Source organism: Halorubrum orientale (genome assembly GCF_059623105.1).
The window spans coordinates 164,904-187,242 of sequence record NZ_JBSPSR010000006.1 but is presented as its reverse complement, the minus strand read 5'-3'; the positions used below and the strand labels follow the sequence as shown (position 1 = coordinate 187,242).

22 protein-coding genes are annotated in these 22,339 nt (G+C 64.6%); 16 read left to right on the top strand and 6 right to left on the bottom strand.

The window, feature by feature from the left end; translation table 11 throughout:
- Positions 1-104 precede the first annotated feature (104 nt).
- The 3 genes from ACWUI7_RS07755 to ACWUI7_RS07745 all read left to right on the top strand — a co-directional run bounded on the left by ACWUI7_RS07755 (position 105) and on the right by ACWUI7_RS07745 (position 3,061).
- Positions 105-1,073 carry a phosphoadenosine phosphosulfate reductase family protein gene (locus ACWUI7_RS07755; protein WP_496641649.1) on the top strand — a complete coding sequence of 323 codons (969 nt, stop codon included), beginning with the start codon at positions 105-107 and terminating at the stop codon, positions 1,071-1,073.
- Between the two features lie 100 nt (positions 1,074-1,173).
- Positions 1,174-2,520: an alkaline phosphatase family protein gene (locus ACWUI7_RS07750; RefSeq protein WP_496641648.1), complete on the top strand. Its 1,347-nt coding sequence runs from the start codon at positions 1,174-1,176 to the stop codon at positions 2,518-2,520.
- A gap of 142 nt (positions 2,521-2,662) precedes the next feature.
- A complete protein-coding gene (locus ACWUI7_RS07745) occupies positions 2,663-3,061 on the top strand; it encodes a DoxX family protein (protein ID WP_496641647.1) in 399 nt (132 codons plus the stop codon).
- Between the two features lie 52 nt (positions 3,062-3,113).
- Here ACWUI7_RS07745 and tmcA read toward each other — a convergent pair whose 3' ends face one another.
- Positions 3,114-5,462, bottom strand: coding sequence for a tRNA(Met) cytidine acetyltransferase TmcA (gene tmcA, locus ACWUI7_RS07740; RefSeq protein WP_496641646.1), 2,349 nt, complete (start codon positions 5,460-5,462; stop codon positions 3,114-3,116).
- An 86-nt stretch (positions 5,463-5,548) separates the two neighbouring features.
- On the opposite strand from tmcA, the gene ACWUI7_RS07735 reads away from it, so the two are divergent.
- Positions 5,549-5,998, top strand: coding sequence for a UPF0179 family protein (locus tag ACWUI7_RS07735; protein WP_496641645.1), 450 nt, complete (start codon positions 5,549-5,551; stop codon positions 5,996-5,998).
- Between the two features lie 21 nt (positions 5,999-6,019).
- Here the strand turns inward: ACWUI7_RS07735 and ACWUI7_RS07730 are convergent, their stop codons facing one another.
- On the bottom strand, positions 6,020-6,745 hold the full coding sequence (locus tag ACWUI7_RS07730) for a guanosine phosphorylase (RefSeq protein WP_496641644.1): 726 nt from the start codon (positions 6,743-6,745) through the stop codon (positions 6,020-6,022).
- Between the two features lie 144 nt (positions 6,746-6,889).
- Between ACWUI7_RS07730 and ACWUI7_RS07725 the strand changes: the two genes are divergently transcribed.
- The 10 genes from ACWUI7_RS07725 (at position 6,890) to ACWUI7_RS07680 (ending at position 16,099) form a co-directional block, all read left to right on the top strand.
- Positions 6,890-7,849, top strand: a complete 960-nt coding sequence (locus ACWUI7_RS07725; protein WP_496641643.1) for an ABC transporter substrate-binding protein — start codon at positions 6,890-6,892, stop codon at positions 7,847-7,849.
- A complete protein-coding gene (locus ACWUI7_RS07720) occupies positions 7,846-8,568 on the top strand; it encodes an ABC transporter permease (RefSeq protein WP_496641768.1) in 723 nt (240 codons plus the stop codon). The genes ACWUI7_RS07725 and ACWUI7_RS07720 overlap by 4 nt, the downstream gene beginning before the upstream one ends.
- Positions 8,568-9,332 carry an ATP-binding cassette domain-containing protein gene (locus ACWUI7_RS07715; protein ID WP_496641642.1) on the top strand — a complete coding sequence of 255 codons (765 nt, stop codon included), beginning with the start codon at positions 8,568-8,570 and terminating at the stop codon, positions 9,330-9,332. Before ACWUI7_RS07720 ends, ACWUI7_RS07715 begins: the two co-directional genes overlap by 1 nt.
- Before the next feature lie 783 nt (positions 9,333-10,115).
- Positions 10,116-11,459 carry a hydroxymethylglutaryl-CoA synthase gene (gene hmgB / locus ACWUI7_RS07710; protein WP_496641641.1) on the top strand — a complete coding sequence of 448 codons (1,344 nt, stop codon included), beginning with the start codon at positions 10,116-10,118 and terminating at the stop codon, positions 11,457-11,459.
- Between the two features lie 166 nt (positions 11,460-11,625).
- The gene (locus ACWUI7_RS07705) at positions 11,626-12,081 is read left to right on the top strand and encodes a 30S ribosomal protein S19e (protein WP_496641640.1); all 456 of its coding nucleotides are present in this window, start codon (positions 11,626-11,628) and stop codon (positions 12,079-12,081) included.
- A 102-nt stretch (positions 12,082-12,183) separates the two neighbouring features.
- Entirely contained in the window at positions 12,184-12,420 is a 237-nt protein-coding gene (locus ACWUI7_RS07700) for a FeoA family protein (RefSeq protein WP_496641639.1), read from the top strand.
- A gap of 64 nt (positions 12,421-12,484) precedes the next feature.
- The gene (gene feoB, locus ACWUI7_RS07695; RefSeq protein WP_496641637.1) at positions 12,485-14,332 is read left to right on the top strand and encodes a ferrous iron transport protein B; all 1,848 of its coding nucleotides are present in this window, start codon (positions 12,485-12,487) and stop codon (positions 14,330-14,332) included.
- Positions 14,329-14,496: a hypothetical protein gene (locus ACWUI7_RS07690; protein ID WP_496641636.1), complete on the top strand. Its 168-nt coding sequence runs from the start codon at positions 14,329-14,331 to the stop codon at positions 14,494-14,496. Before feoB ends, ACWUI7_RS07690 begins: the two co-directional genes overlap by 4 nt.
- A 482-nt stretch (positions 14,497-14,978) precedes the next feature.
- Positions 14,979-15,563 carry a helix-turn-helix domain-containing protein gene (locus ACWUI7_RS07685; RefSeq protein WP_496641634.1) on the top strand — a complete coding sequence of 195 codons (585 nt, stop codon included), beginning with the start codon at positions 14,979-14,981 and terminating at the stop codon, positions 15,561-15,563.
- A 182-nt stretch (positions 15,564-15,745) separates the two neighbouring features.
- Positions 15,746-16,099, top strand: a complete 354-nt coding sequence (locus ACWUI7_RS07680; protein ID WP_496641633.1) for a DsrE family protein — start codon at positions 15,746-15,748, stop codon at positions 16,097-16,099.
- 23 nt (positions 16,100-16,122) lie between these two features.
- Here the strand turns inward: ACWUI7_RS07680 and ppc are convergent, their stop codons facing one another.
- Positions 16,123-18,825 (bottom strand): phosphoenolpyruvate carboxylase, encoded by a 2,703-nt coding sequence (gene ppc / locus ACWUI7_RS07675; RefSeq protein ID WP_496641632.1) that lies wholly within the window; start codon positions 18,823-18,825, stop codon positions 16,123-16,125.
- A gap of 239 nt (positions 18,826-19,064) precedes the next feature.
- Between ppc and ACWUI7_RS07670 the strand changes: the two genes are divergently transcribed.
- Both ACWUI7_RS07670 and ACWUI7_RS07665 read left to right on the top strand, forming a co-directional pair.
- On the top strand, positions 19,065-19,901 hold the full coding sequence (locus ACWUI7_RS07670; RefSeq protein ID WP_496641631.1) for a ubiquinol-cytochrome c reductase iron-sulfur subunit: 837 nt from the start codon (positions 19,065-19,067) through the stop codon (positions 19,899-19,901).
- A gap of 48 nt (positions 19,902-19,949) precedes the next feature.
- A complete protein-coding gene (locus tag ACWUI7_RS07665; protein WP_496641630.1) occupies positions 19,950-20,315 on the top strand; it encodes a DUF8113 family protein in 366 nt (121 codons plus the stop codon).
- A 25-nt stretch (positions 20,316-20,340) separates the two neighbouring features.
- Here ACWUI7_RS07665 and ACWUI7_RS07660 read toward each other — a convergent pair whose 3' ends face one another.
- The 3 genes from ACWUI7_RS07660 to ACWUI7_RS07650 all read right to left on the bottom strand — a co-directional run bounded on the left by ACWUI7_RS07660 (position 20,341) and on the right by ACWUI7_RS07650 (position 22,327).
- Positions 20,341-20,709 carry a DUF8060 family membrane protein gene (locus ACWUI7_RS07660; RefSeq protein ID WP_496641629.1) on the bottom strand — a complete coding sequence of 123 codons (369 nt, stop codon included), beginning with the start codon at positions 20,707-20,709 and terminating at the stop codon, positions 20,341-20,343.
- Entirely contained in the window at positions 20,706-21,713 is a 1,008-nt protein-coding gene (locus ACWUI7_RS07655) for a DUF7490 domain-containing protein (RefSeq protein WP_496641628.1), read from the bottom strand. The genes ACWUI7_RS07660 and ACWUI7_RS07655 overlap by 4 nt, the downstream gene beginning before the upstream one ends.
- 80 nt (positions 21,714-21,793) lie before the next feature.
- Entirely contained in the window at positions 21,794-22,327 is a 534-nt protein-coding gene (locus ACWUI7_RS07650; protein ID WP_496641627.1) for a DUF5817 domain-containing protein, read from the bottom strand.
- Positions 22,328-22,339 lie beyond the last annotated feature (12 nt).

Sequence of the window (22,339 nt, the reverse complement as noted above, 5' to 3'; positions counted from 1 at the left end):
ATGGTGACACGGCTTCCTGTGGAACCCTGAGCCACTAAGCCGTTCTGGAGCCGGCCGACCCGAAACACAAAGCCCTTTTTGATCGCAACCGACTCACTAGTCAAATGAGTGACTTTCCCGAGACGGTCGACGTCGACTACGAAGACGGCACAGACGAGACCCCGGGTGATTACCCATCGCTCCAGCACAAAATTGAGAAAGCGGTCGCAGTCACCCGCCGGGGACTCGAGGCGTACGAGAACCCGGCGGTGATGTGGACCGGCGGAAAGGACTCGACGCTCACCCTGTATTTCATCAACGAGGTCGCCGCTGAGTACGGCTACGAGAAGCCGACCGCGGTGTTCATCGATCATTACCAGCACTTCGAGGAGATCACCGACTTCGTCGAGCACTGGGCCGACGAGTGGGATATCGAGCTCGTCTACGCTCGCAACGACGACGTCGGCGCAATCGTCGACGACCAGGCGCTTGAACCCGGGGACGACATTGCTGTCGCCGACCTCTCCGAGCACAACCACCACCACGTTCGGGAGATCCTCGAGTACGAGGAGGACACGTTCCCGTTCTTGCTCGACACGTACGTCGGGAACCACCTGCTGAAGACTGTGGCGCTCAACGACGCGTTAGAGGCGTACGACATCGACGGCGTGATCTCGGGGGTCCGCTGGGACGAACAGGAAGCGCGTGCGGACGAGACGTTCTTCTCGCCGCGACACGACCCAGATATCTACCCGCCACACGACCGGATCCAGCCGATCCTCCAGTTTGACGAGCGCGACGTGTGGGACGCGTTCTGGCAGGTGGTCGTACCGGAGACGGTCGAAGCGTTCCCGGACGACGGCTACGTCCCACAGGGTGCAGACGACCTCCCCGCGGGCGTCAAGCAGGCTGACGTCCCAATCTCACCGAAGTACTTCGCTGGGTTCCGTTCGCTCGGCAGCGAGGTGTCGACGGAGAAGACGACCGCAGAGCCAGCGTGGCTCCAGGACCTTGAGGGGACGACCGAGCGAGCCGGTCGCGCACAAGACAAAGAGGACTTGATGGAGCGACTGCGCGACCTCGGCTACATGTAGAAGTTGCCGGCGGGCCACACGCTGTGGCCGACCGTCACCGACGGCGGCCGAACGTGTCACAGTCGGCGCGTTTTTTGTTCGGCGGACGCGTTCACCGAATATGGGACTCTTCGACAGACTACGCGGTGCCGATGATCCTCGCGTGGTTTTTCTTGGCATCGACGGCGTGCCGTACGACCTGATCGACGACCACCCGGACGTCTTCAAGAACCTCCACCGAATCGCCGACGCGGGGACTGCCGGCCGGATCGACAGCATCGTTCCACCGGAGTCGAGCGCCTGTTGGCCGAGTCTGACCACCGGCGTCAATCCAGGCGAGACCGGCGTGTACGGCTTCCAGGACCGAGAAGTCGGCTCCGATGAGACGTACGTGCCCATGGGAAGTCACGTTCGTGCGACGCGCGTGTGGGATCGCGTGATGAGTGCCGGACGCGACGCGACCGTCCTGAACGTTCCCGTAACGTTCCCGCCTCAAGAGTCCGTCCAGCGGATGGTCTCTGGGTTCCTCTCGCCGTCTGTCGAGGCGGCCTCAAGTGACGCCGCTGTTCAGGCGACACTCGAGTCGTACGACTATCGGATCGACGCCGACGCGAAGCTCGGCCACAACGACGACAAGTCGGCGTTCCTCGAGAATGCTCACGAGACGCTCGACGCCCGATACGAGACGTTCAATCACTACCTCGCTGAGGACGACTGGGACCTCTTTTTCGGCGTGTTCATGACGACCGATCGGGTGAACCACTTCCTCTTTGGCGACTACGCGAACGACACCGACGACGCGGCGGGCTTTCTCGAGTTCTATCGGGCACTCGATGAGTACGTCGGCCGTATCTACGACAGCCTCCCCGACGACGTCTCGCTCGTCATCGCCTCGGACCACGGGTTCACCGAACTGCGCTACGAGGTGCACTGCAACGCCTGGCTCGCCGAGGAAGGGTACCTGACGTACGACACCGACGAGCCGGAGTCGCTTGCCGACCTCGGCGCCGACACCGAGGTGTTCTCGCTCATCCCGGGTCGGTTCTTTATCAACCTCGAAGACCGGGAAGCAAACGGCTCGGTCTCCGAAAGCGAGTACGAGGCGGTGCGGGACCAACTCGTCGACGATCTGACGGCGCTGACCGGTCCCGACGGCGGCTCGGTGTGTGCAGACGTCTACCTCGGCGAGGATGTCTTCGACGGCCCGGCAGCCGACATCGCGCCCGACGTCGTCGCCGTGCCCGCGGACGGCTTCGACCTGAAGGCGGGGTTCTCGGGGTCAAAACCGGTGTTTGGGGAGGGGCCCCGAAACGGGATGCACAAGTTCTCGAACGCGACGCTCGTCACCGACGACGACCGGATCGCCGTCACCGATGTCGACCTCTATGACCTCACCCCAACGCTTCTTGATCTACTCGAGGTCGACGTCGACGCCGACTTCGACGGGCGTAGTCTCGTTCGGGCGTAGACCCATTCGGGCAGCGGCCGGTTCAAGCGGAGGTGATGAGGCGTTGACGGCGGGGTGTAGCCACGCGACCGAGTCACCTCGGTCGACCACGCGTCGACGCTGGCCGGATACAGTTTAGTAGCTCGCGTGTTGATCGAAAGTCATGACAGACGACACGGACAACGACGGTGGATCACTCTCGCGGCTCGGACGCGTTGCACTCGGCCTAGGGCTCGCACTCCAGGCGTCAGAAGACTTCCGTGACATGGATCACGCGATCGAGTACGCCGACTCTTCAGGCGTCCCGATGCCAGACCTCGCGGCCCCGTTCGCCTCCGGGATGATGCTCGTCGCCGGTCTCGGTCTCGCGCTCTGGCGTCTCCCCCGGCTCGCGACCGGCGCGGCCGCAACGTTCCTCGTCGTCGTCACAACGACAATGCACGACTTCTGGAACGCCGACGAGGACAGCGCCTCGGGTGAGCGGCTGGCGTTCTTCGGGAACCTCGCGATGCTCGGCGGCGTCCTCGTCTTCTTGCGCCGGGCGTACGCCGGCGACGACTGACGGCCAATCGCTGGAAGAACCTGACAGTACGCCTCGACGCACCGCGGCTCACTCACAGGAACCGATCGCGCTCTTCGTTAGCGACGTCGACTCCGTACCGCTCGACGAGCGGTTCGAGGGCTGTCCCAAGCGCTCGCATACACGTCCTCGTCGACCCGTATCCGAGTTCGGCTGCGACACCGCCCCAGTCGTGCGCTTGTAGTACTACTCGAACGAGCAACCGCTCTTGTGCGGCGGTGAGGCTGGCTTCCGGGGCTGTGGAGCCGGCGGTCGTCTCGTCGGCGGGTTGGCCACCGAGCAGTGCGGCGTACGCGAGGTCACGAACCGCCCCCGGTGCGACCTCGTATCGTCCTGGGCCGACCGCTGCGGCGACGACCGCCCGCCACGCATCGTCGGTGAGCTCGATCGGCCACTCGACGGGGCAGCCGGCGAGCACACCGCGAACGACATCCACGTCGACATCTCTGTGGGACCCAGAGAGCGCGTCGCGTTCGCGACGCGCCATTGCCATCGCGTGTCTTTCACAGAGCGTCTCGCCGGAGTCACCAGCTGGGCGAAGCATGACGGCCGAGTACTCGCCGGAAGCGTCGTTTCTGGTCGTCGAGAGGTGTACACACCGGTAGCCAGCCCGTCGCCAGAACCGAAGCAGCCGGGGCGTGGCACCGAACCCGACGGCGAAGTACTCGACCTCGTCGCGGAACGCAGCGTGCACCCGTTCGAGCAGGTGGGTGCCGAGTCCACGACCCCGGCACGCGTGGTGGACGGCGATGCGAACGACCCGGAGCCCCACCGGCTCGGCGGCCGTCTCGTCCCGAAGCTGACTCGTGAGCAGGTCCGGCACCATGTTCCCGCGGACGCGTTTACCCTCGTACATCGCTGCTCGCGTCTCGTCGTCAAGTCCACCCTCGCGTGCGAGCAGTGCGACCGCGACGATCCGGTCACCGGCGACGAGCGCCCGCGCGGTCAGGTTCGGTGCGTCGAGCAGCCGCGCGACGTCGTTCGGCTCGGTGCGGTAGTGAGCGGCGACGAGCAGCCCGAACGCCTCCTGGAGGAGGGATTCGTCGGCCACGAGGGATTCGGGATCGAGCCGCCGGAACGAGACGTCGGCTGTGTCGACTGGCCCTGGGTCCGAGCGTTGTTCCTCGTCGACGAGCGCTGCCGGGAGTGCCGCGGTGACTGCGGGCCGAGCGTCGAGCAGCAGCGCCCGTGCCGCCCACGATTCAACGGGGTCACCGCGTGCGTACCGAATCGGCTCGTCGAGGTGGACGTCGCGGGTGGCGAACGGGCTCGCCGCCAGTCGGTCGCGGAACCGGACGGCGAACCCGCGGCCCGCTCCCTCGTAGCCGTGAACCGTCGTACAGAACGCGACTGCAGGGGCATCGAGGACGCCCTCGAGCAGCCGAACCGGGAGCGCGGCCGCCTCGTCGACGATCACGACATCCGGGTCGGCCGGATCGTCGACGGCGACGGCCGGCCGAGCGAACCGCACTCGCCCGCCGGCTGCGGCCTCGACCGTTGTGGCCGCGCCGTCGACGGAATCGGGCCGGCCGTCGCTGGAACCGCGCTGACCGTCGACGGCCGAGACGAGCTCACGCGCCCTCGCGAAGAGCGGCTCGGCGTTGCTCGGTGACGGCGCAGTCACGAGGACGTCGGTGCCTGCCAGCGCGAGCGCACCGGCGGCGAGCCCGGCTGCGCTCGACTTTCCTCGGCCTCTGTCGGACTCGACGACGACCGCGGCACCCGGTTCGGCGAGTCGCTCGAACGCGCGGACCGCGCGGACCTGATCGGCCGTGAGACACGCGTCGTAGGCGGCTGCCGGGAACGCCGGATCCGGCGGCGGTGTCGGGTCGCTCCGTGGCTGTGCGTTCGATGGTGACGTGCGGCCGTCCCGTTCGACTACCGGCTCGTCCCCCGATTCGGCTGCGAGTGAGACGACGGCGACGCCAGGGTGCGTCCGGAGCGTCTCGACCAGCCGCCGACGAAAGCGTCTCGTCACGTCCGCGACGGTAGCGGGCGGAACGGCCAGCGACTCGTCAAACCTATCATGACGCGTCGGCCACTCCTCGAGCGGTGGCGTCAGGAGGACGAAGAGACCCCCCCCGTCGACCGCGCCGACGGCTCGTCCCAGCGCGTTCGGCGGACACTGCTCGTGACAGTCTACGACGACGACCTGCTTCGTCTGGCCTAAAAGGGCGTCCGCGCCCCGCGGGCCGACACGGTCGAAGCGAAATCCCTCGCGCGTCGAGACGAGTGCCACCGCGTCGTCGCTCACACCGACAGCCTCGACGACATCGTACGCGGCGTCGATACCGCGGTCGCGGTCCCCGGCGAGTACCAGCAGCCGGCGCTCGTTCGCCCCCGCTGCCTCGTCTCGAAGCGCCCTCGCGACCTCCGCGATCATCGACCGGTCTTGTCGTTGCGGGGGGATGTGTGTTGTCTTCCGGCGGAGCCGGGAGGCTTACCACGGCTCGCGTCGTTGTGTCAGCCATGCCTACCGTTACGCTCATCGGCTCCCGGCTCGCGGATACCGGCCGCGAGTTCGTCTATCAGGGTGAGTCACCCGACTGTGAGGGGTGTCCGTACCGGAGTCAGTGTCTCAATCTCTCTGTTGGCACCCGGTACCGCATCACAGACGTCAGAGAGGAGGCCCAGACGCTCGACTGTGCCGTCCACGACACCGGGGTTCGTGCGGTCGAAGTCGAGCCGGCACCGATCCCAGCAACCGTGCCCTCGAAAGGGGCGTACGCGGGGAGCATCGGGTCGCTCGCCGGTCCCTGCCCGCACACCGAGTGTCCGAGCCACGAGTACTGCGTTCCTGACGGCGTCGACTTCGAGGAGGAACGACGGATCGAGACGGTGCTCGGTGAGCCGCCACACGATCACTGCGCACTCGATCGGGACCTCACCCTCGTGGAGTTCGCCCCGGAGTCCGAGTGACACGCGCCTTCGCTGTACCGTTCACACCTCAGTAGCCGCGTCGAGGGTGATCTGAATCGCCCGCTCGACGTTGTTTTTCGCCTTTGCCGGCAGTTCTTCGTCGGAGTCGGCTCCCTTCTGTGTGCCCGTGACGAGGTTGCCGTCGACGGTACAGATCGCGCCCGCCTGGAGGCCGCGCCGACGAGCCAGCGAAAAGACAGTCGCGGCTTCCATCTCGATCGCGAGCAGATTCGCCGCCTCCCACGACTCGACATACTCGTCGGTCTCGTTGTAGAAGGCGTCGTCAGAGACGATCGGCCCGACGTGGACCGTCTCGTTGTTCGCCTCCGCCGCGTCGACGAGTGTCGAGAGCGCGTCGTAGTCTGCGACGGCAGGGTACGTCGCCGACTCGTAGCGTTTGCTCGTCCCCTCCTCTTTTGCGGCGCCGGTGGCGACCACCATGTCGCCGATCGCTACGTCCGTCTGGAGCGCTCCACACGTGCCACACCGGAGGAACGTCTCGACGCCGACGTTCGCGAGCTCCTCGACGGCGATGGCGGCCGACGGACAGCCGATGCCGGTCGAACACAGCGTGAGGTCGGTTCCCTCGTACGTGGCGTTGACGACCCGATACTCGCGGTTCTCGGCGACGACCGTGTGCTCGTCACACTGGTTCGCGATCCGGTCGACGCGTCCGGGGTCTCCGGGGACGATCGCCGTGTCGTGTACGTCGCCCGCCTCGACCAGCAGGTGTGGCTGTTTCGCCATAGGTGCGTCTCTGCGGCTGCGCGCAAAAACGACCCGGTCGGGCACCACCGCCGTGGTGGTCACACACCACCGGGCGCGTGACCCGACGTCGAGCGCGCGGCAGTTCACAGAAGCTATATGTATTGCCGTGTCGACGGTGTATCTATGTCGATACAACGCCGCCGGTTCATCACCGCGCTCGGCGCTGGGACGACGGTCGCGGCGGCTGGGTGTGCCGGCAACACGATGGATGGGGAGACGAACGAGAGCGGGTCCAACGGCGAGACCACGACCCAGGTCGGTGTCGCGGGCGAGACGCTCACACTTACGACGACGACGAGTACGTACGATACCGGGCTCCTCGATGCGATCCACACGAACTTCGAGGACCTCTACGGCGTCTCCGTCGACGCCGTGGCCCAGGGAACGGGTGCAGCACTGGAGTCCGCCCGCAACGGCGACGCAGACGCGGTGATGGTCCACGCCCGTAGTCTCGAAGACGAGTTCATGCGGAACGGCTACGGGATCAACCGCCGTGATCTCATGTTCAACGACTTCGTGGTCGTCGGGCCCGAGGCCGATCCGGCTGGCATCGAGGGAGCGTCGTCGGCGACGGACGCGCTGACGACGATCGCGGACGCACAGGCTCCCTTCGTCTCGCGGGGCGACAACTCGGGAACACACACGAAAGAACGCGTCCTCTGGGAGGAGGCGGGCACCCAGCCCGGCGGCGACTGGTATCAAGAGACCGGTACCGGCATGGGCGAGTCGCTCAACATCGCGAACCAGCAGAGCGCATACACGCTCTCTGACCGCGGGACGTTCATCTCACAGCGCGCGGAGGTCGACCTGACCATCCTCGTCCAGGGCCCGATCGAGGGTGGCCCGGAGATCCTCGTGAACCCGTACGGGGTGATGGCGGTCAACCCCGGCGTCCACGACAACGCGAACTACGATCTCGCGATGGCGTACATTGGATGGATCACGAGCCCGGGCGCTCAGGACGCTATCGCTGATTACCAGATGAACGGCGAGCAGCTGTTCTTCCCGGAGGCCGTCTCCGAAGAACCGGACTTCCAGCAGTACGTGCCCGAGGGATGGCAGCCCGACTCGGCGAGCACGTGAGTGTGGCGCTCGAGGCGGTCGGCTCCGCGCTGGTGGGCCTTGTCGACCTCCCGTTTCGTGACGGCTACGTGCCCAGCATCGTCGTCGTCTCGCTGTACGTGAGCCTCGTCGCCGTGGGTCTTAGCACGCTCGTCAGCGTCCCGGTGGCGGTGACGATGGGGTTCCTCGAGTTCCCGGGCAAATCGCTCGTGAAGTCGGTGATCAACACCGGCATGGGGTTCCCCAGCGTCGTCGTCGGCCTCGTCGTTCTCTTTGCCGTCTCCAATCAGGGACCGCTCGGATCCTTCGAACTCATCTTCACGCGGGAGGCGATGATTATGTCGCAGTTCGTACTCGCGACCCCGCCGATCACGGCGATCAGCCTCGCGGCGATCACCGGCGTCGACGACCGCGTGCGAGAGGCCGCCAGAGCGCTCGGTGGCACCCGCGTCGACGTGGCACTCGTCGTGCTCAAAGAAGCGCGATACGGGATCGCAACGGCGATCTTGGCCGGTTTCGGCCGTGCGATCAGCGAAGTCGGATCGGTGCTCATCGTCGGCGGCAATATCACGAGCGCGGACGGCATCTCGAAGACGCGTACGTTGACGACCGCGATCCAACTCGAAGCCCGTCAGGGGCGCTACGAGACGGCGATGATACTCGGGGTCGTCCTCGTCATTTTGGTGTTGACAGTAAATACGATCGTCGTACGTCTCAGCGACGGCGGCACACCGCGCTAATGCTCCGAGTCACCGACGTCACGCACGCCTACGACGCGGAGCCGGTGCTCACTGACGTCTCGATGGCGGTCGATCCTGGCCAGGTGCTCGCGCTCATCGGCCCCTCCGGCGTCGGGAAGACGACGCTCCTCCGTACTCTCGGGCTCTCACTGAAGCCGACCACCGGTACCGTCACATTCGACGGTACGGACGTCTGGGCAGCCGACACAGCCCGTCGTCGTGTCCTTCGTCGGCGCACCGGGACGGTGTTCCAAGCAGCGAGTCTCTTCGACGCTTCCGTCGCCCGCAACGTCGAGTACGGGTTGCGAGTGCGCCGGCCGTGGCGAGAGCGGATCCGGTCTGCGGTCCGCGGACTCGTCGGCCACGAAGACATCCCGGCCTCCGTCCGCGATGCACTCGCGGTAGTGGGACTTTCCGAGGCGGCCTCGCGTTCGGTCGGCTCGCTCTCCGGGGGCGAAGCCCAGCGCGTCTCGTTTGCGCGGGCGCTGGCGTACGATCCCGACCTATTGCTGCTCGATGAGCCGACCTCCGATCTCGACCCGCGTAACACCGCCGTCATCGAAGACGCGATTGAGCGGGCAAGCGATCGTGGAATTGGCGTCGTTGTCGCAACACACGACATGCACCAGGCCGAACGGATCGCCGACCGGGTTGCGGTGCTGCTCGGTGACGGCGTCACCGAGGTCGGCTCTACCGACGCGGTGTTTGAGGCCCCTCGTGACGACCGTACCCGGAAGTTCATTGCTGGTGAGTTGGTGTACTGAGCCGTTCGTCGGCCTATCGCACTGGGTATCCGCTTAGTTTACGTTTTGGTTGCACAATCTCCGACAGCCCGACGACCGAATGCTCGCTGTGTCGGCACCATCTCCGTCTGTCGGCAAATTCATATCGAGGAGAGTTCCGTGTGGCGCGCGCCTCGTAGGTCGCTCGTGGCGAGCCTGCGAGCACGTGCGAGGGGCGAACGAGTCGCCCATGGGCGACGAGTGAGCCGGCTGGGGAGGGTGTGGCCACATCGCGCCCGTGTATCGCCGTCGCTTGACCTGCACCATCGTCGCCTGACATCCTCCCGTGTTGATGGGAAATTTCTCTCTGATTCTCCCTATTGGCTCTGTGAGCAATGCGACCGCGGGACACCCGGACACTACTTCGCTACACTCTCCTCAATACGTATGGAGCGCTGGGAGGACACCCAACACGACTGCACGACAGCCGGACACCACTTCGCCACACCCTCCCCAACCGATTCGCTCAGTGGCTTCGCCACCTCGCTCATCCCTCACGCGCTCGCGAGTCCGCCTGCGGCGCCCTCACGAGGCGCGTGCCACCGCAAATTGCAGGCTGTGTGTCGTGGGATTCGGTAATTGCTCTCGCTGTGCTTGCGGACCGCAGGCCCGGGAGCCACCTGCGGTCGTACCCCGTTTTCGGCCATCGAACAATTTAATATCGCGATATATGGTATACAGTACTTGCTCGCTGGCCGAGACGTTCCACGATCGACGTAGTATCCCATCGACACACACATATGCCAGCCTCATGAACGACCGTCAATGACTCCCGTAGGGATCGACGCGGTCGAAATCTGGTCCGGTAAGCTCAAACTCGACCTCCCGAACACGTTTGCCCCCGAGCAGGGTGACGACCCGGCGAAGTACACGAAGGGGCTCGGGCTGACTGATTCTTCGTTCCCCGACGTCTACGAGGATATCGTGACGATGGCCGCGAACGCTGCAAAGCGCCTGATGGACCGTGAGGAGCTCACGCCGGCTGACATCGGTCGCATCGATGTCGCCACCGAGTCGGCGTTCGACCACTCCAAACCGGTGTCGACGTATGTCGCCGGCTGTCTCGAATCCGTCTACGAGGGCGACTTTATCCACGCGAACAAAGGCGAACGCAAGTTCGCCTGTGTCGCCGGTACACAGGCGATAGACGACGCGTACAACTGGATTCGCGCAGGGCGCAACCGCGGTCGGGCAGCACTCGTCATCACGACGGACACAGCACTGTACGCCCGTGGCGATCCGGGCGAGGCGACACAGGGGGCTGGCGCGGTCGCGATGCTCGTCGACGAGGAGCCCTCGATCGTCGAGCTGTCGACGGCCCAAGGGTACGGATCGAAAGACGAGACGGACTTTCTGAAACCAAACCAGCAGTTCCCGAGCGTCGACGGCAAGCGCTCGATGCAGGTGTACCTCTCGCGGATGCGTGAGGCGCTCGAAGACTACGAGTCGGTCGCTGGCAAGCTTGCGCTGTCGGATTTCACCTACGCGCCCTTCCACACCCCGTTCCCCGGGATGGTGCGGAAGGCGGCGCTGCTCGCGTATCGGCACGTGATCCGCGATACCGACCACGAGACCGCCCTCGCAGACGACATCGGCCGTCAGCCCCGTGAGCCGAACTTTGAAGACCGGGAGGCGTACGAGACCGCGATTCGTGAGTACATGGACGAGTTGAAGACGACCGAGCCGTACCAGACCTGGTACGACGATACCGTGGAGCCAACGCTCGGCCTCTCGCGTTCCGTCGGCAACTGGTACACGTCCTCGGTCCACGTCGCGCGAGTGAGCGCCCTACGAGACGCCCTCGATCGCGACGACACCTTCGTCGGTGACACGCTGCTCGTTGCCTCGTACGGGTCCGGTGCACAGGCGGAGATCCATGCCGAGACAGTCTGTGAAGGGTGGCGCACCGGGATCGAGGCGCTCGACATCGACGAGCAGCTTGATGCCAGATACGACCTCTCGTGGGGCGAGTACGAAGATATCCACGACGTCCACGAGTACGACAAAGACCTCGGCCGAGACGTTGAGGCGTTCACCGTTCCAGACGGCGAGTTTGTGTTCACGGGGTGGGGGCGCATGAACGAGCGAACCTACGAGTACGTCGAGTAACGGAGGCCGCAGGATCCTGACGCTGTCACCGTACCATTACTCAGATGTACTCACAGGAGACATCGCGCCGTGCTGTTCGCTTCTCGGCTCCTTCCCGTGAAAACGGCTCACACGACGGCTCTCGAATACGATGGGTTTAAACGAGCTTGCACAGAAATATGCGTCAATGGCGACCATCTACGACGTGCCCGCCGACGCCCTCATCGAGGCCGTTGCGGCGCGACTCGAGGACCGAATTGACGAGCCTGACTGGGTAGCATTCACGAAAAGCAGCGCCGGAAACGAGCTTCCGCCCGAACAGGACGACTTCTGGTACGTTCGCTCGGCGAGCCTCCTCCGGAAGGTCGCCCAGAACGAACCAATCGGCATCGAGCGGCTGGCGACCGAGTACGGCTCGAAAAAGCGCGGATCGAACCGATACTCCGTTCGCCCCGGCGAGCACGCTGGTGGCTCCCGAAAGCTGATCCGTGCGTCCCTGCAGGCGCTCGAAGACGATGGCCTCGTCACCACCGCTGCCGGTGAGGGCCGACGCGTCTCCGATGAAGGTGAGTCGTTCCTCTCTGCGGTCGCTAGTGACGTCCTCGAAGACCTCGACCGACCAGAGCTCGAACGGTACGCCTGAGCCCACGGCGCTTTCTCCGATATTTAATAGTTCGGGACAGTGTTACTCCAGTAGAATCCAGCCGCGTCTTTAGATATCCTACCTGTTTAGGCTTACCTAAAGATGACTCTCACGACCGAGCGATGTCTGTCTGGCGTATCGGGGGGAGAGCGGATTCAGATCCAGGCGGTACCCGACGAGCGTGTCCGCGCACACCTGCTCCGGATCGGAATGCTCGATGGTCCGGTTCGATGTCGGACGACCCTTTCGGGGGGCCCAGTCGTGCTCGAACGCAACGGCACGACGATCGCGCTCGGTGACTCCGTCGCAGACGACATCACGGTAGCGGAGTGTGAGTGAGATGGGCGGCTGTACACGTGGTGGTGATGATCCACCACCGTGCGACGACACTGTAGTCCCTCCTGTGAACACGGTCGCGCTGGTTGGAGCGCCGAACGTCGGCAAGAGCGCGGTATTCAACGAGTTGACTGAAGCTGACGCGGACGTCTCCAACTATCCCGGAACGACCGTCACAGCGACCGTTGGATCGGTCGATGAACACCGCCTGGTCGATGCACCCGGCACCTACAGCATCTCTTCGTTCTCCGAAGAAGAGCGGGTCGCCAGAGAGGTGGTGCTTGACGCCGACGCGGTGATAAACGTCGTCGACGCGACACAGATCGACCGCGACCTGTTCTTGACCCACCAGCTCCTCGATATGGGGATTCCGACGGTCGTCGCGCTCAACGTCATGGATGAAGTGGGACGCGACGGCGACGAGATAGACATTGAGGCGCTTGAGGCCGATCTCGACGTCCCCGTCGTACCCACCGTTGCGGTAGAGGGTCGCGGAATCGACGATCTCCGTCGAGCTATTGACGAGGCGTGCGCGCCGGCATCCACCCCCGTTGAGCAGTGGTTCGACACGCTTCCTGATGTCGACTCGTCGCGTCGGGAGGCCGTCCTCGTGCTCGAAGAAGACCGACCGACACTTGAGCGGCTCACCGCCGGGGATGCCCGGGCGGACGGCGGACTCCCTGACGTGGAGCTGCCGTCACTTCGCGATCCGATCTACGAGCACCGACGGCGACGTGTCGACGCCACGGTTGAGCAGGTCAGAGAACGGACCGACGAAACACGATCACTCACAGACGTCGTCGACGCGGCGTTACTGAATCCGCTCACGGGGACCTCGCTCGCACTTGTGGGGATCGGTCTTGTCTACCTCTTCATCGGTGACGTGATCGCACAGCGGCTTGTGGACCTCCTCGAGACTGAGGTCTTTAGTGCACACTATGTTCCCTGGATGACCGGCCTCGTGGAGGCGACGATTTCGGCTAACGGCTGGTTGGAGCCGGTTCAGTTCGTGTTGATAAACGATAACCTAGGGTTGCTTACCGTGACGGTGCAGTACCTGCTTGGGGTGTTGCTTCCGCTTGTCGCAGGTTTTTATCTCGTGATCGGCGCGCTCGAGGACTCCGGGCTGTTGCCGCGACTCGCGGTGTTGACCGACCGCGGCATGTCGCGGATCGGCTTGAACGGTCGTGCGGTGATTCCGATGATTGTCGGGCTCGGCTGTGTGACGATGGCGGTGTTGTCAACGCGGATCGCAGGGTCGCGACGCGAACGAATCATCTCGACCGCACTGTTAGGACTCGCGGTCCCCTGTTCGGCCCAGCTCGGAATCATCCTCGGGCTCCTCGCTGCGCTCGGGGCTGGGTGGTGGTTCGCGTACCTTGGCGTAATGCTGCTCGTGTTCGGTATTGCGGGCGTGTTCCTTGACCGGACGCTTCCCGGTGAGAGCCAAGGGCTCGTTACCGAACTTCCGCGGATTCGACGCCCGCGGGCCGGCAACGTACTCCAGAAGACGGTCACTCGAACGAAGGGCTTTCTTACGGAAGCGATTCCGTTGTTCGCGGTCACCGCGGCAGCGATCTCCGTACTCGAATACGTCGGCGCGCTCGCGAGCATCGTGCGCGGATTGCGGCCGCTGACAGCCGCGCTCGGCATGCCCGCAGGGTTCGGTCAGATCCTGGTACTCGGGCTCGTCAGGCGCGACTTTGCGGCCGCCGGGATGACCGAGCTTACGTTATCTGCCTCCCAGGCGTTCGTCGGACTCGTCGTGATCACGCTGTTCGTGCCCTGCGTGCTTGCGATGGCGATGATCGTCAAAGAACACGACCTGAAGACCGGGCTGGTGATGTGGACCGGCTCGTGGGCCGTGGCGTTCCTCGTTGGCGGCCTTCTCGCTGCGGTGGTGACCATCCTATGAAGTGTCCAACCTGCCAGTACGACCTTGACCCGGCATCGCACGAGAAGTGTCCGCGGTGTGGCTACACCCTCCGCTGTTCGACGCTTGACTGTGGGAGTTGCGGCGCCTGCGGTGGCGGCTCGCTCGCGAGTCTGCGTGGGCTCTTCTCGCGCGACGACGAGTGACGCCGTTGACCACACGTCATCGCCCAACCTACCTGCGGTGGCGCGCGCCTCGCGGGCCGCCGGAGGCGTACCTGCGGGCGCGTGTGAGGGATGAGCGAGTCGCCAATGGCGACTCGCGAATCGGCTGGGGAGGACGTGGCGGTAATTGGTGTCTGGCGGTCGCGCGGTCGTGTTGTTCACAAGTCTCTCACACGCGTATTGGGGAGGGTGTGGCTGAACGGAGCGTCCGGGTGTCGCGAAGTCTTGCCCCTCATACTGCCACCGTCATATACGCTTCGAGAGCCATAGAGCGGACCGGCCGAAAGATGAACTGCCCCACGCGTATCGATGCAATACACCGGGGCCCAAGTAAATCGTATCACGCTATACAAAATCGTGCCACGCGCGACACCCACCGGAATTCTACGGTCGGGACGTGGCGACAACCCAAACAGCTAGGCCCCCACGACAGCACGTATCCCGTGTATGCTCGGTGACTGCTGGTGAGTGGGCCAGACGACGCACGCACAGCCGACAACACACGCACATCCGCCCCCGATGCGAGCCACACCTCGATCGTCGAGTGTTCCAGCTGTGATACGATTGCGCTGGTCATCGGGGACGACGCCGTGTCGTGTCACGGAGCGCCGATGGAGCCGGTCGACGACGTCAACATCTCGGTGAGCACGCCCGAACTCAAAGAAGTGCTGTTGCAGGTGTTTGGCCTCCCGAAAGCCGGCATCGATGTCTGTCTGTGTGTCGTCGGAGAGGGACCGGTGTCCGCCCGCGACGTCGCAGCGACGCTCGATTACGACCGGAGCACCGTGACCCGATACCTCCACACGCTTGTCGACCTCAAGCTGGTCGACCGCGCCGAACTGAACCGCGAGGGTGGTGGCATCGTCAACGCCTACCACGCCGTCGACCTCGACCGGATGCGCCGTGAGACACTCGTCGGATTCCTGCGCTGGGCCGGCGAGGCCGCGAATGGTATCCAGGAGGCGAACCGGCAGAAGCGGGTTGCACTCGCGGCCAACGGGGATCGTGACCCCCCAGAGGTGTTTTGGGAGACACTCGAAGAAGAGTGACTGGTGTTGGCTCGATTGTCGTTGCCATCTCACTACCAACCAGCTAGGTGCTTCGTAGAGCCGTAGACCCCGTGTGACCCATCGTCGGCAGCTCTAGCGGATCACATATATTTCCTTGTCGGAGCTGCATTCGACTTGCACGGCCGCCAACACACTATCTGTGCGCGCCTTGTGATCAACGTATGGTTAAAGCCGCTATCGTTGTGCTTGCAGGTACGGACGGTCACGAGAACCTCGGCCGCGTCGTGAACGCACTTGAGACGGCGCGAGAATTTGCCGAAGCAGACGACGAACTCATGCTCATCTTTGACGGTGCCGGAACGACGTGGGTTCCTGCGTTGGATGACCCGGCCCACGACTATCACGACCTGTACCAGTCAGTTCGCGAGCACGCGGCAGTCTGTGACTATTGTTCGAGTGCGTTCGACGTCGCGGACGCAGTCGACGCGGCCGGACTCGCCACCCTCGACGAACACGACGGCCATCCAAGCATCCGACGCCTCGTCGACGAAGGGTACGAAGTCATCACGTTCTAACCTCCCGCACGCAGCGGCCCTGACTACCCTGTATTCTTCATCCCGGCCGCGATACCGTTGACGGTGAGTCGGAGAGTCCGTTCCTCCGCTTCGGTTCGATGTGTGCGACCGAGGAGGTCGACCTGCAGGAGGTTGAGCGGGTCGACGTAGGGGTTTCGGCGGTCGAGACTCTCATCGAGCCATTCGCGCCGGATAAGCTCATCGCGGCCGCTGATCGAGAGCACCAGCTCACGCCCACGCTCGTACTCGTCGACGAGCTGCGGGAAGAAGCGCTCGCGGAGCTCGTCGTCGGCCAGTTCGGCGTACTCGGCGGCGATCTCCGGCTCGGTTCGCGCGAGCGCGAGCGCCGCGTTGTCGAGCGTCGTTCGGAAGAATGGCCACTCGTCGTACATCTCACGCAGCGTCTTGATCCCGTCCGCCTCGCCGGCCTCCTGCAAGTACGCATCGAGTCCAGCGCCGACGGCGTACCAACCGGGGAGGATGAGCCGCGTCTGCGTCCAAGAGAACACCCACGGAATCGCTCGCAGGTCCTCGACCGTGCGTTCACCGCTCCGCGAGGCGGGTCGCGAGCCGAGGTTGAGGTCTTCGACGACCGAGATCGGCGTCGCCTGCCCGAAGTACGAGACGAACCCATCGGCGTTCAACAGGCTCTGGTAGGTGTTACGGGCGGCCGACGCCATCGTCTCCATGGCGTCGATCCACGCCTCGGGCACCTCCTCGGTCGGCTCTCGGTTGGCCTCCTGACGGGCGCGTATCTGCGCGTCTAACATCTGTTCGAGCTCCCGCTCTGCGATCCGCGGATTGGCGTACTTCTCGGCTATCGCTTCACCTTGCTCTGTGAACTTCACTTGTCCGGTGACCGTCTCGTTCGGCAGGGCGAGAAGCGCCTCGTTCATTGGCCCGCCGCCGCGAGAGATGGAGCCGCCACGGCCGTGAAAGAGACGGAGGGTGACCTCCTCTTCACGGCAGAAGTCTGCGATCTGCCGCTGGTTTTTATAAAGATCCCAGTTGGCTGCGAGGAACCCGTTCTCCTTGTTGGAATCGGAGTAGCCGAGCATCACTTCTTGTACCTCGTTGCGAGCCGAGAGTGCGGCGCTGTACGCGTCGTTTTCGAACAACGTGCCCAGAATGCGTTCGGCCCCGTTGAGTGCGGACTCGGTCTCTAACAACGGAACAACGTCGATCCCACAGTGGTCGGGAAGCGTGACGACGCCGACCTGGTCGGCCAAAAAGAGAACCTCAAGGACGTGACTCGGTTCCTCGGTCATCGAGATGCAGTAGGTGTCGATAGCTTGCATACCGTACTCGTCTTGCCAGCCGGCGAGTGAGTCGAACCGGCGTAACACGCGAGCGGTCGTCTCGGAGACGTCCCCTGGCTCGTCAGGGTCGAGTATCGGTTCCGGCTGGAGGATCGCCTCGGTAAGGAAGTCGATCCGCTCATCTTCGTCCATCGACCGATAATTAACGCCCTCTGCTGCGACGGCTTCTGCGACGGCCTCGGTGTGGTTCTCCCGGTGGTCACGGAGGTCGAGTGACGCGAGGACGAATCCAAACGTGTCTACCTGCCGTCTGAGCGGATCGATGTGTGCAGTTCGGACGACGTCGTTGTCGTCGAGCGTGAGCGACTCTGCGATGGTGTCAAGATCGGCGAGAAACGCCTCGGCGTCTGGGTAGCCGCCGGGTCTGACGTCGTCGACGCGGTCGAGTCGCTCACGCATCAGCTTCAGCTTCTGTCGGTATGGCTCGTCGGGGTACCGCGTGCTCGCCTCCTCGACGACCGTTGGGAAGCGCTCGGCGTCCTCGGCCAACGAATCGCGAAGCGGGCCGGTCGTCGCATACCGGTCCCCGTCGTGGCTCAACACCGCTGAGAGTCGTTTACACTCCTCTCGGTACTTCTCGACGGCGGCTGCGCGCTGTCGCTCTAGCGTCTCGTCGGTAACCTCTGGGGTGACGAACGGATTTCCGTCGCGGTCGGAGCCGGCCCACGACCGGAACTCGAACAACTTCGGGCATTCGACGTCCTCGTACTCACTCGAGATGGTTTCTTCGAACTCCTCGTAGGCGCTGCCGACGACGTCAAAGAGGGTGTTCTCGAGGTACCACCCGACGTTTCTGGCCTCGTCTTCGGGCTCAGGTCGACGCTGTCGTACCTGGCGGGTTCCCCAGAGGCTCGTCACCTCGGCGTTCACGTCGCGCCAGCGAGCCTGCCGCTCGCGGTCGGTGAGCCGCTGCTCGTCGAGCTCTTCGATGAGGTTCGCGATCGATCGGAGCTTCGCTTTGACCGTTGCCCGCCGGGCCTCAGTCGGGTGCGCGGTAAACGTCGGCTCGATGAGGACGTCTCCGAGTAGCGCCTCCAGCTCGTCTGCCGCAACTCCCTCCTCGGCGAACTCAGCGATCGTCTCGGCGAAAGAGTCGTGGATCGCGCCCGCTGACTCGGCGTTTCGGACCGCCCGAACCCGCTCACGCTCCTCGGCGAGGTTGATCAGCTCGAAGTACGTGGTGAACGCCCGTGCGACGATTCCCTCCCGCGACCCGGAGAGGTCGTCTATCGCGTCGTACAATACGTCCCGGCTCTCGGCGTCCCCCTGTCGGTACGCGATCGCCGCGGTGCGGAGGTCTTCGACGGTCTCGTAGGCTGCCGTCGACGTCTGTGCGGCGAGCACGTCGCCGAGCAGGGCCCCGAGCTCGCGGACGTCCGTCCGCACGCTCCGGTTGTGTAACTCCATACCGCACACACACCGACTGGTTCCGGTTAAACCCGCCGCATTGCGGAAAGTTTGCCTCACACCCGAGTGAACGATTGGGTCGGTGCCGGATCACCCACCGTTCCGTCCGTATCGACTCGGCTGCATCACTCTAGCCGTACATCGGCTCGGTCGCATCACTCTTGTCGTCTCGTCTCACCAGCTCCGGCTCGCCCGCGGGTTCGTCATGCTTTTTATCGATCCCCCACGAACGGATGTGTATGAGCAAGTCCGACAAGTATCCGGCCGAGTCCGGGCGTCGACGGTTCGTCAAGGGCGTTGTCGGGGGCGCGGCGCTCGCCGGCGTCGGCGCGCTCGGCTCCGCGACGGTCAACACGCTTACCACCTCCTCCGGAGTGGGTGGCGGACAGACCACCGCGATGACGATCGCCAAGGTAACCGGTCCGGCTCCGCGTGGGCTGCCGCAGATCCCGATCCGCGTCACCGACGACGGGTTCCTCGAGGGAATCTGGCCGGAGGTGCAGACCGTCGAGCAAAACGGGGCCGAAATCGAGGTGGCCCAAGAGGAGCTCGGCGGTGTCACCTACTCCGGCGCGTGGTTCCAATACTGCGGTGTCGAGTCACAGGAGAACGTCGCACCAACCTTCGAGTCGGACAACATCTTCCGAGCGAACACCGGCGCGTACGACTGGCAGGACGAGACGTACGAGCGTGGTGACCGCATCCGCGTCGCAGACTTCGACGACTACGACTCGTGGGGAAACGGCGTCGGTAACGACGGCGTCGGCAAGCCGGCCGCGGTGACGTGGCGCTCTGAAGACGCCGACTCGACGCTCAACGCGACCGTCATCCGCTCAAAGCGGATCGAAGAGGCGGCCTCCCAAGACGAGTGGCTCGAGGCCTCGACGGACCAAGGCTTCATGGCGTACCTCAACGTCTGTACGCACTTTTGTTGTGTTCCGGGGTACAAACAGCTCGCCGAGTCCGCCCGCTACGGCGTCGCAGACGGAACGTACTGTGTCTGTCATCAGTCCGGATACGACCCGTTCACCATCGAGCAAGCGTTGTTCGTCGCCCGCCCTCGTCCTTCCGAGTAATCTCCTTGCGAGCGTCGCCCTTTTGACCCGCTCACACCTGTGTGGCGTATGAGCGACGACCACGATGATTCCTCCACCAGTCAATCATCCACAGATGACCCCTCTCCCGACGAGAGGGTCGACGACAAGTTCACTGCCGAGGTCGAACGCGCACGTGGCCTCCTGGACGACGACGTCGAGGCGATCCACGTCGGCGTCGTCCGCGACGGTGAGGTCGATACCACGTTCGCTCAGCGCGCCGGCGACGACACTCAGACAGAGGGTCTGCGCGCACTCGCACTCCTCGCTGCACACGTCCAGCTCGTTGCTGCTGAAGCCGGCGTCGAAGCGTCGACGGTTGCCGCCGATGCGGCCACACTCGCCGGCCGCGTCGACCAGATTCCGGCTGCTGCAGACGACATTCCCGACGAGTGAGCTACGAACGATCGCGTCCCGCCGATCACTCGCCGCGGATGCGCACGAGCTGGTGGGTGATGCCGGCGAGCGCGACGAGGAGGATGGCGAGGTTGAACGCCGCAAGGACGACCGGCTGGAAGGCCGGGTCGACCCACAGTCGGACCGCTTCTCCCGCCTGATCGTACACGCTCCACCCGGCGACGAGCGCCAACAGGACCAACGCGCCGAGGCCAACTCTATCGAGTAGCCCGCGTGCGTCACCCGCCGAGAGTCGCCCGAGTGTCCCGTCGTCGGAGGGTCCGCCACCAGCGATTTCGTCACCGGTGGGTCCGTCGTCGGTTGGCATCACATCATCTTGCGCGCTCGCGTCATCTACTGCGGTCGCGTCGTCGCGGTCGATCTCGTCTGTCATCGTCGCCTCCGTGCGAGTAGACTCCCGCCGAGCAGTGCTAAAACCCCGACGACGATTCCGAAGCCAGGTGTCGCGTCTTCGGTCTCAGACTCGCTGACCGGTCGCTGGCCGGACGTGTCCGCCTCGTCGTCACGCTCGCTGAAGTCTTCGGTCTCGAACGAGACGTCGCGGACCGTCTCGTTCGCGCTGATCGTCGTCTCGGGGTCGAGGTTGGCGACACCTTGCGTCTCGTCTATCAACACGTCGTCGTCGAACAGCGCCGCGTCGACGTAGTAGTTGTAACCGTCCGGCACCGTCACGCGGGTGGTCACCGTGTCGGTGCGTCCCGCCTGGATCGACCCGACCGACTCCGTGGCCTCGTCGGCGATCACGTTCGAGTCGGCCTGACGGAGCAACAAGCGGAGTTCAAGTCCACCAGCTGCCTCGTCACCGCGGTTCGTGACCGCGACGGCGACCGAGAGCGTCGCGGTGGCGTCGTTCGTCTCGACGACGCTCACGGCGATAGTCGGCCAGCTCGTCGCCGTGGCGAATCTGACCGACGAATCGGCATACGACGGCTCGAGCGCCGAAACACCGGTGATTTCTGTTGTCCGGCGATCGCGACGCTGCCCGTCCGCGTACACCACCGTCTCAAGGCGATACCCACCGCTCCGCTCGACGGTCACGCTCCCGTTCACACCGGTCTCGCGGTCGCCGTCGATCGACCCGACGTCGACGACCGTCTCGTCGACGAGAAGCCCCGAATCGGCGTCTAACGCCCGGTGTCGGACGGTGACGTTCGGTGTCGCCGGACCGCGGTGTCTGAGGGCGGTTCGGAGGTCGAGCCGAACGGTTTCACCGCGGACCGCGCCGGGCGCGATGACGACGTCAGCGAGGTTGACCGTTCCGGCACGGTCCGGCGAGGCCCGCGGGTCGCTGACGGCAGCCGGCGTCGCGGCGACACCGATCGCACTCACCACGACGACCGCGGCGGCGGCCACAAGGAGCGTCCGTCGCGTATCCATACGACCACACGTTCGTCAGTGGATAGTTGTAGTCTTTGGGTCTTCTCGGCGACCTGTCCGTTATCTCTTGTTTCCAGTGGTCATAACAGTCGGTAGCGCCCACCGGACTCGGTGAGTTCTCCGCGCTGTGTGAGCGCCGTGACGAGCGTCCGGGCGGTGTCTGCCGGCACGCCGTGTGCTGTTGCGTACGCGACGATGTTCTCGTGTGTTGGGTCGTCGGTCACAGCAACCGCCTCACGGACGATCTCCTCGCGGGACTGACCCGACCCGGCACCGTTTTTCATTGAGCGAGCGGCCGCCTCGTCGATGGCATCGGCGTCCAGGCCGGCCCCTTCGAGATACGTTCGGTCGTCGATGCCGGCGTCTTCGACGGCACGCTCAAGATCTGACACGTGGTCGACCGCAGCGAACGCCTCACTGTCGCCCCGCTTTTTCGCGAGGAGCGCCGACCGGGCCTCGCGCGCCGCGTCGCGGTCGTCCGACTCGAAGAGTCGCTTGAGCTTCGCCGTTTGGTGGGTCTTTCCGCACCGCGAGCACTTCGCCGTCTCACTCGACCGGAGATTCCGAACGAGCCACAGGTTGCTACACGCGTTACACCCGACGACCGCGTACATACCCTGGCGTTC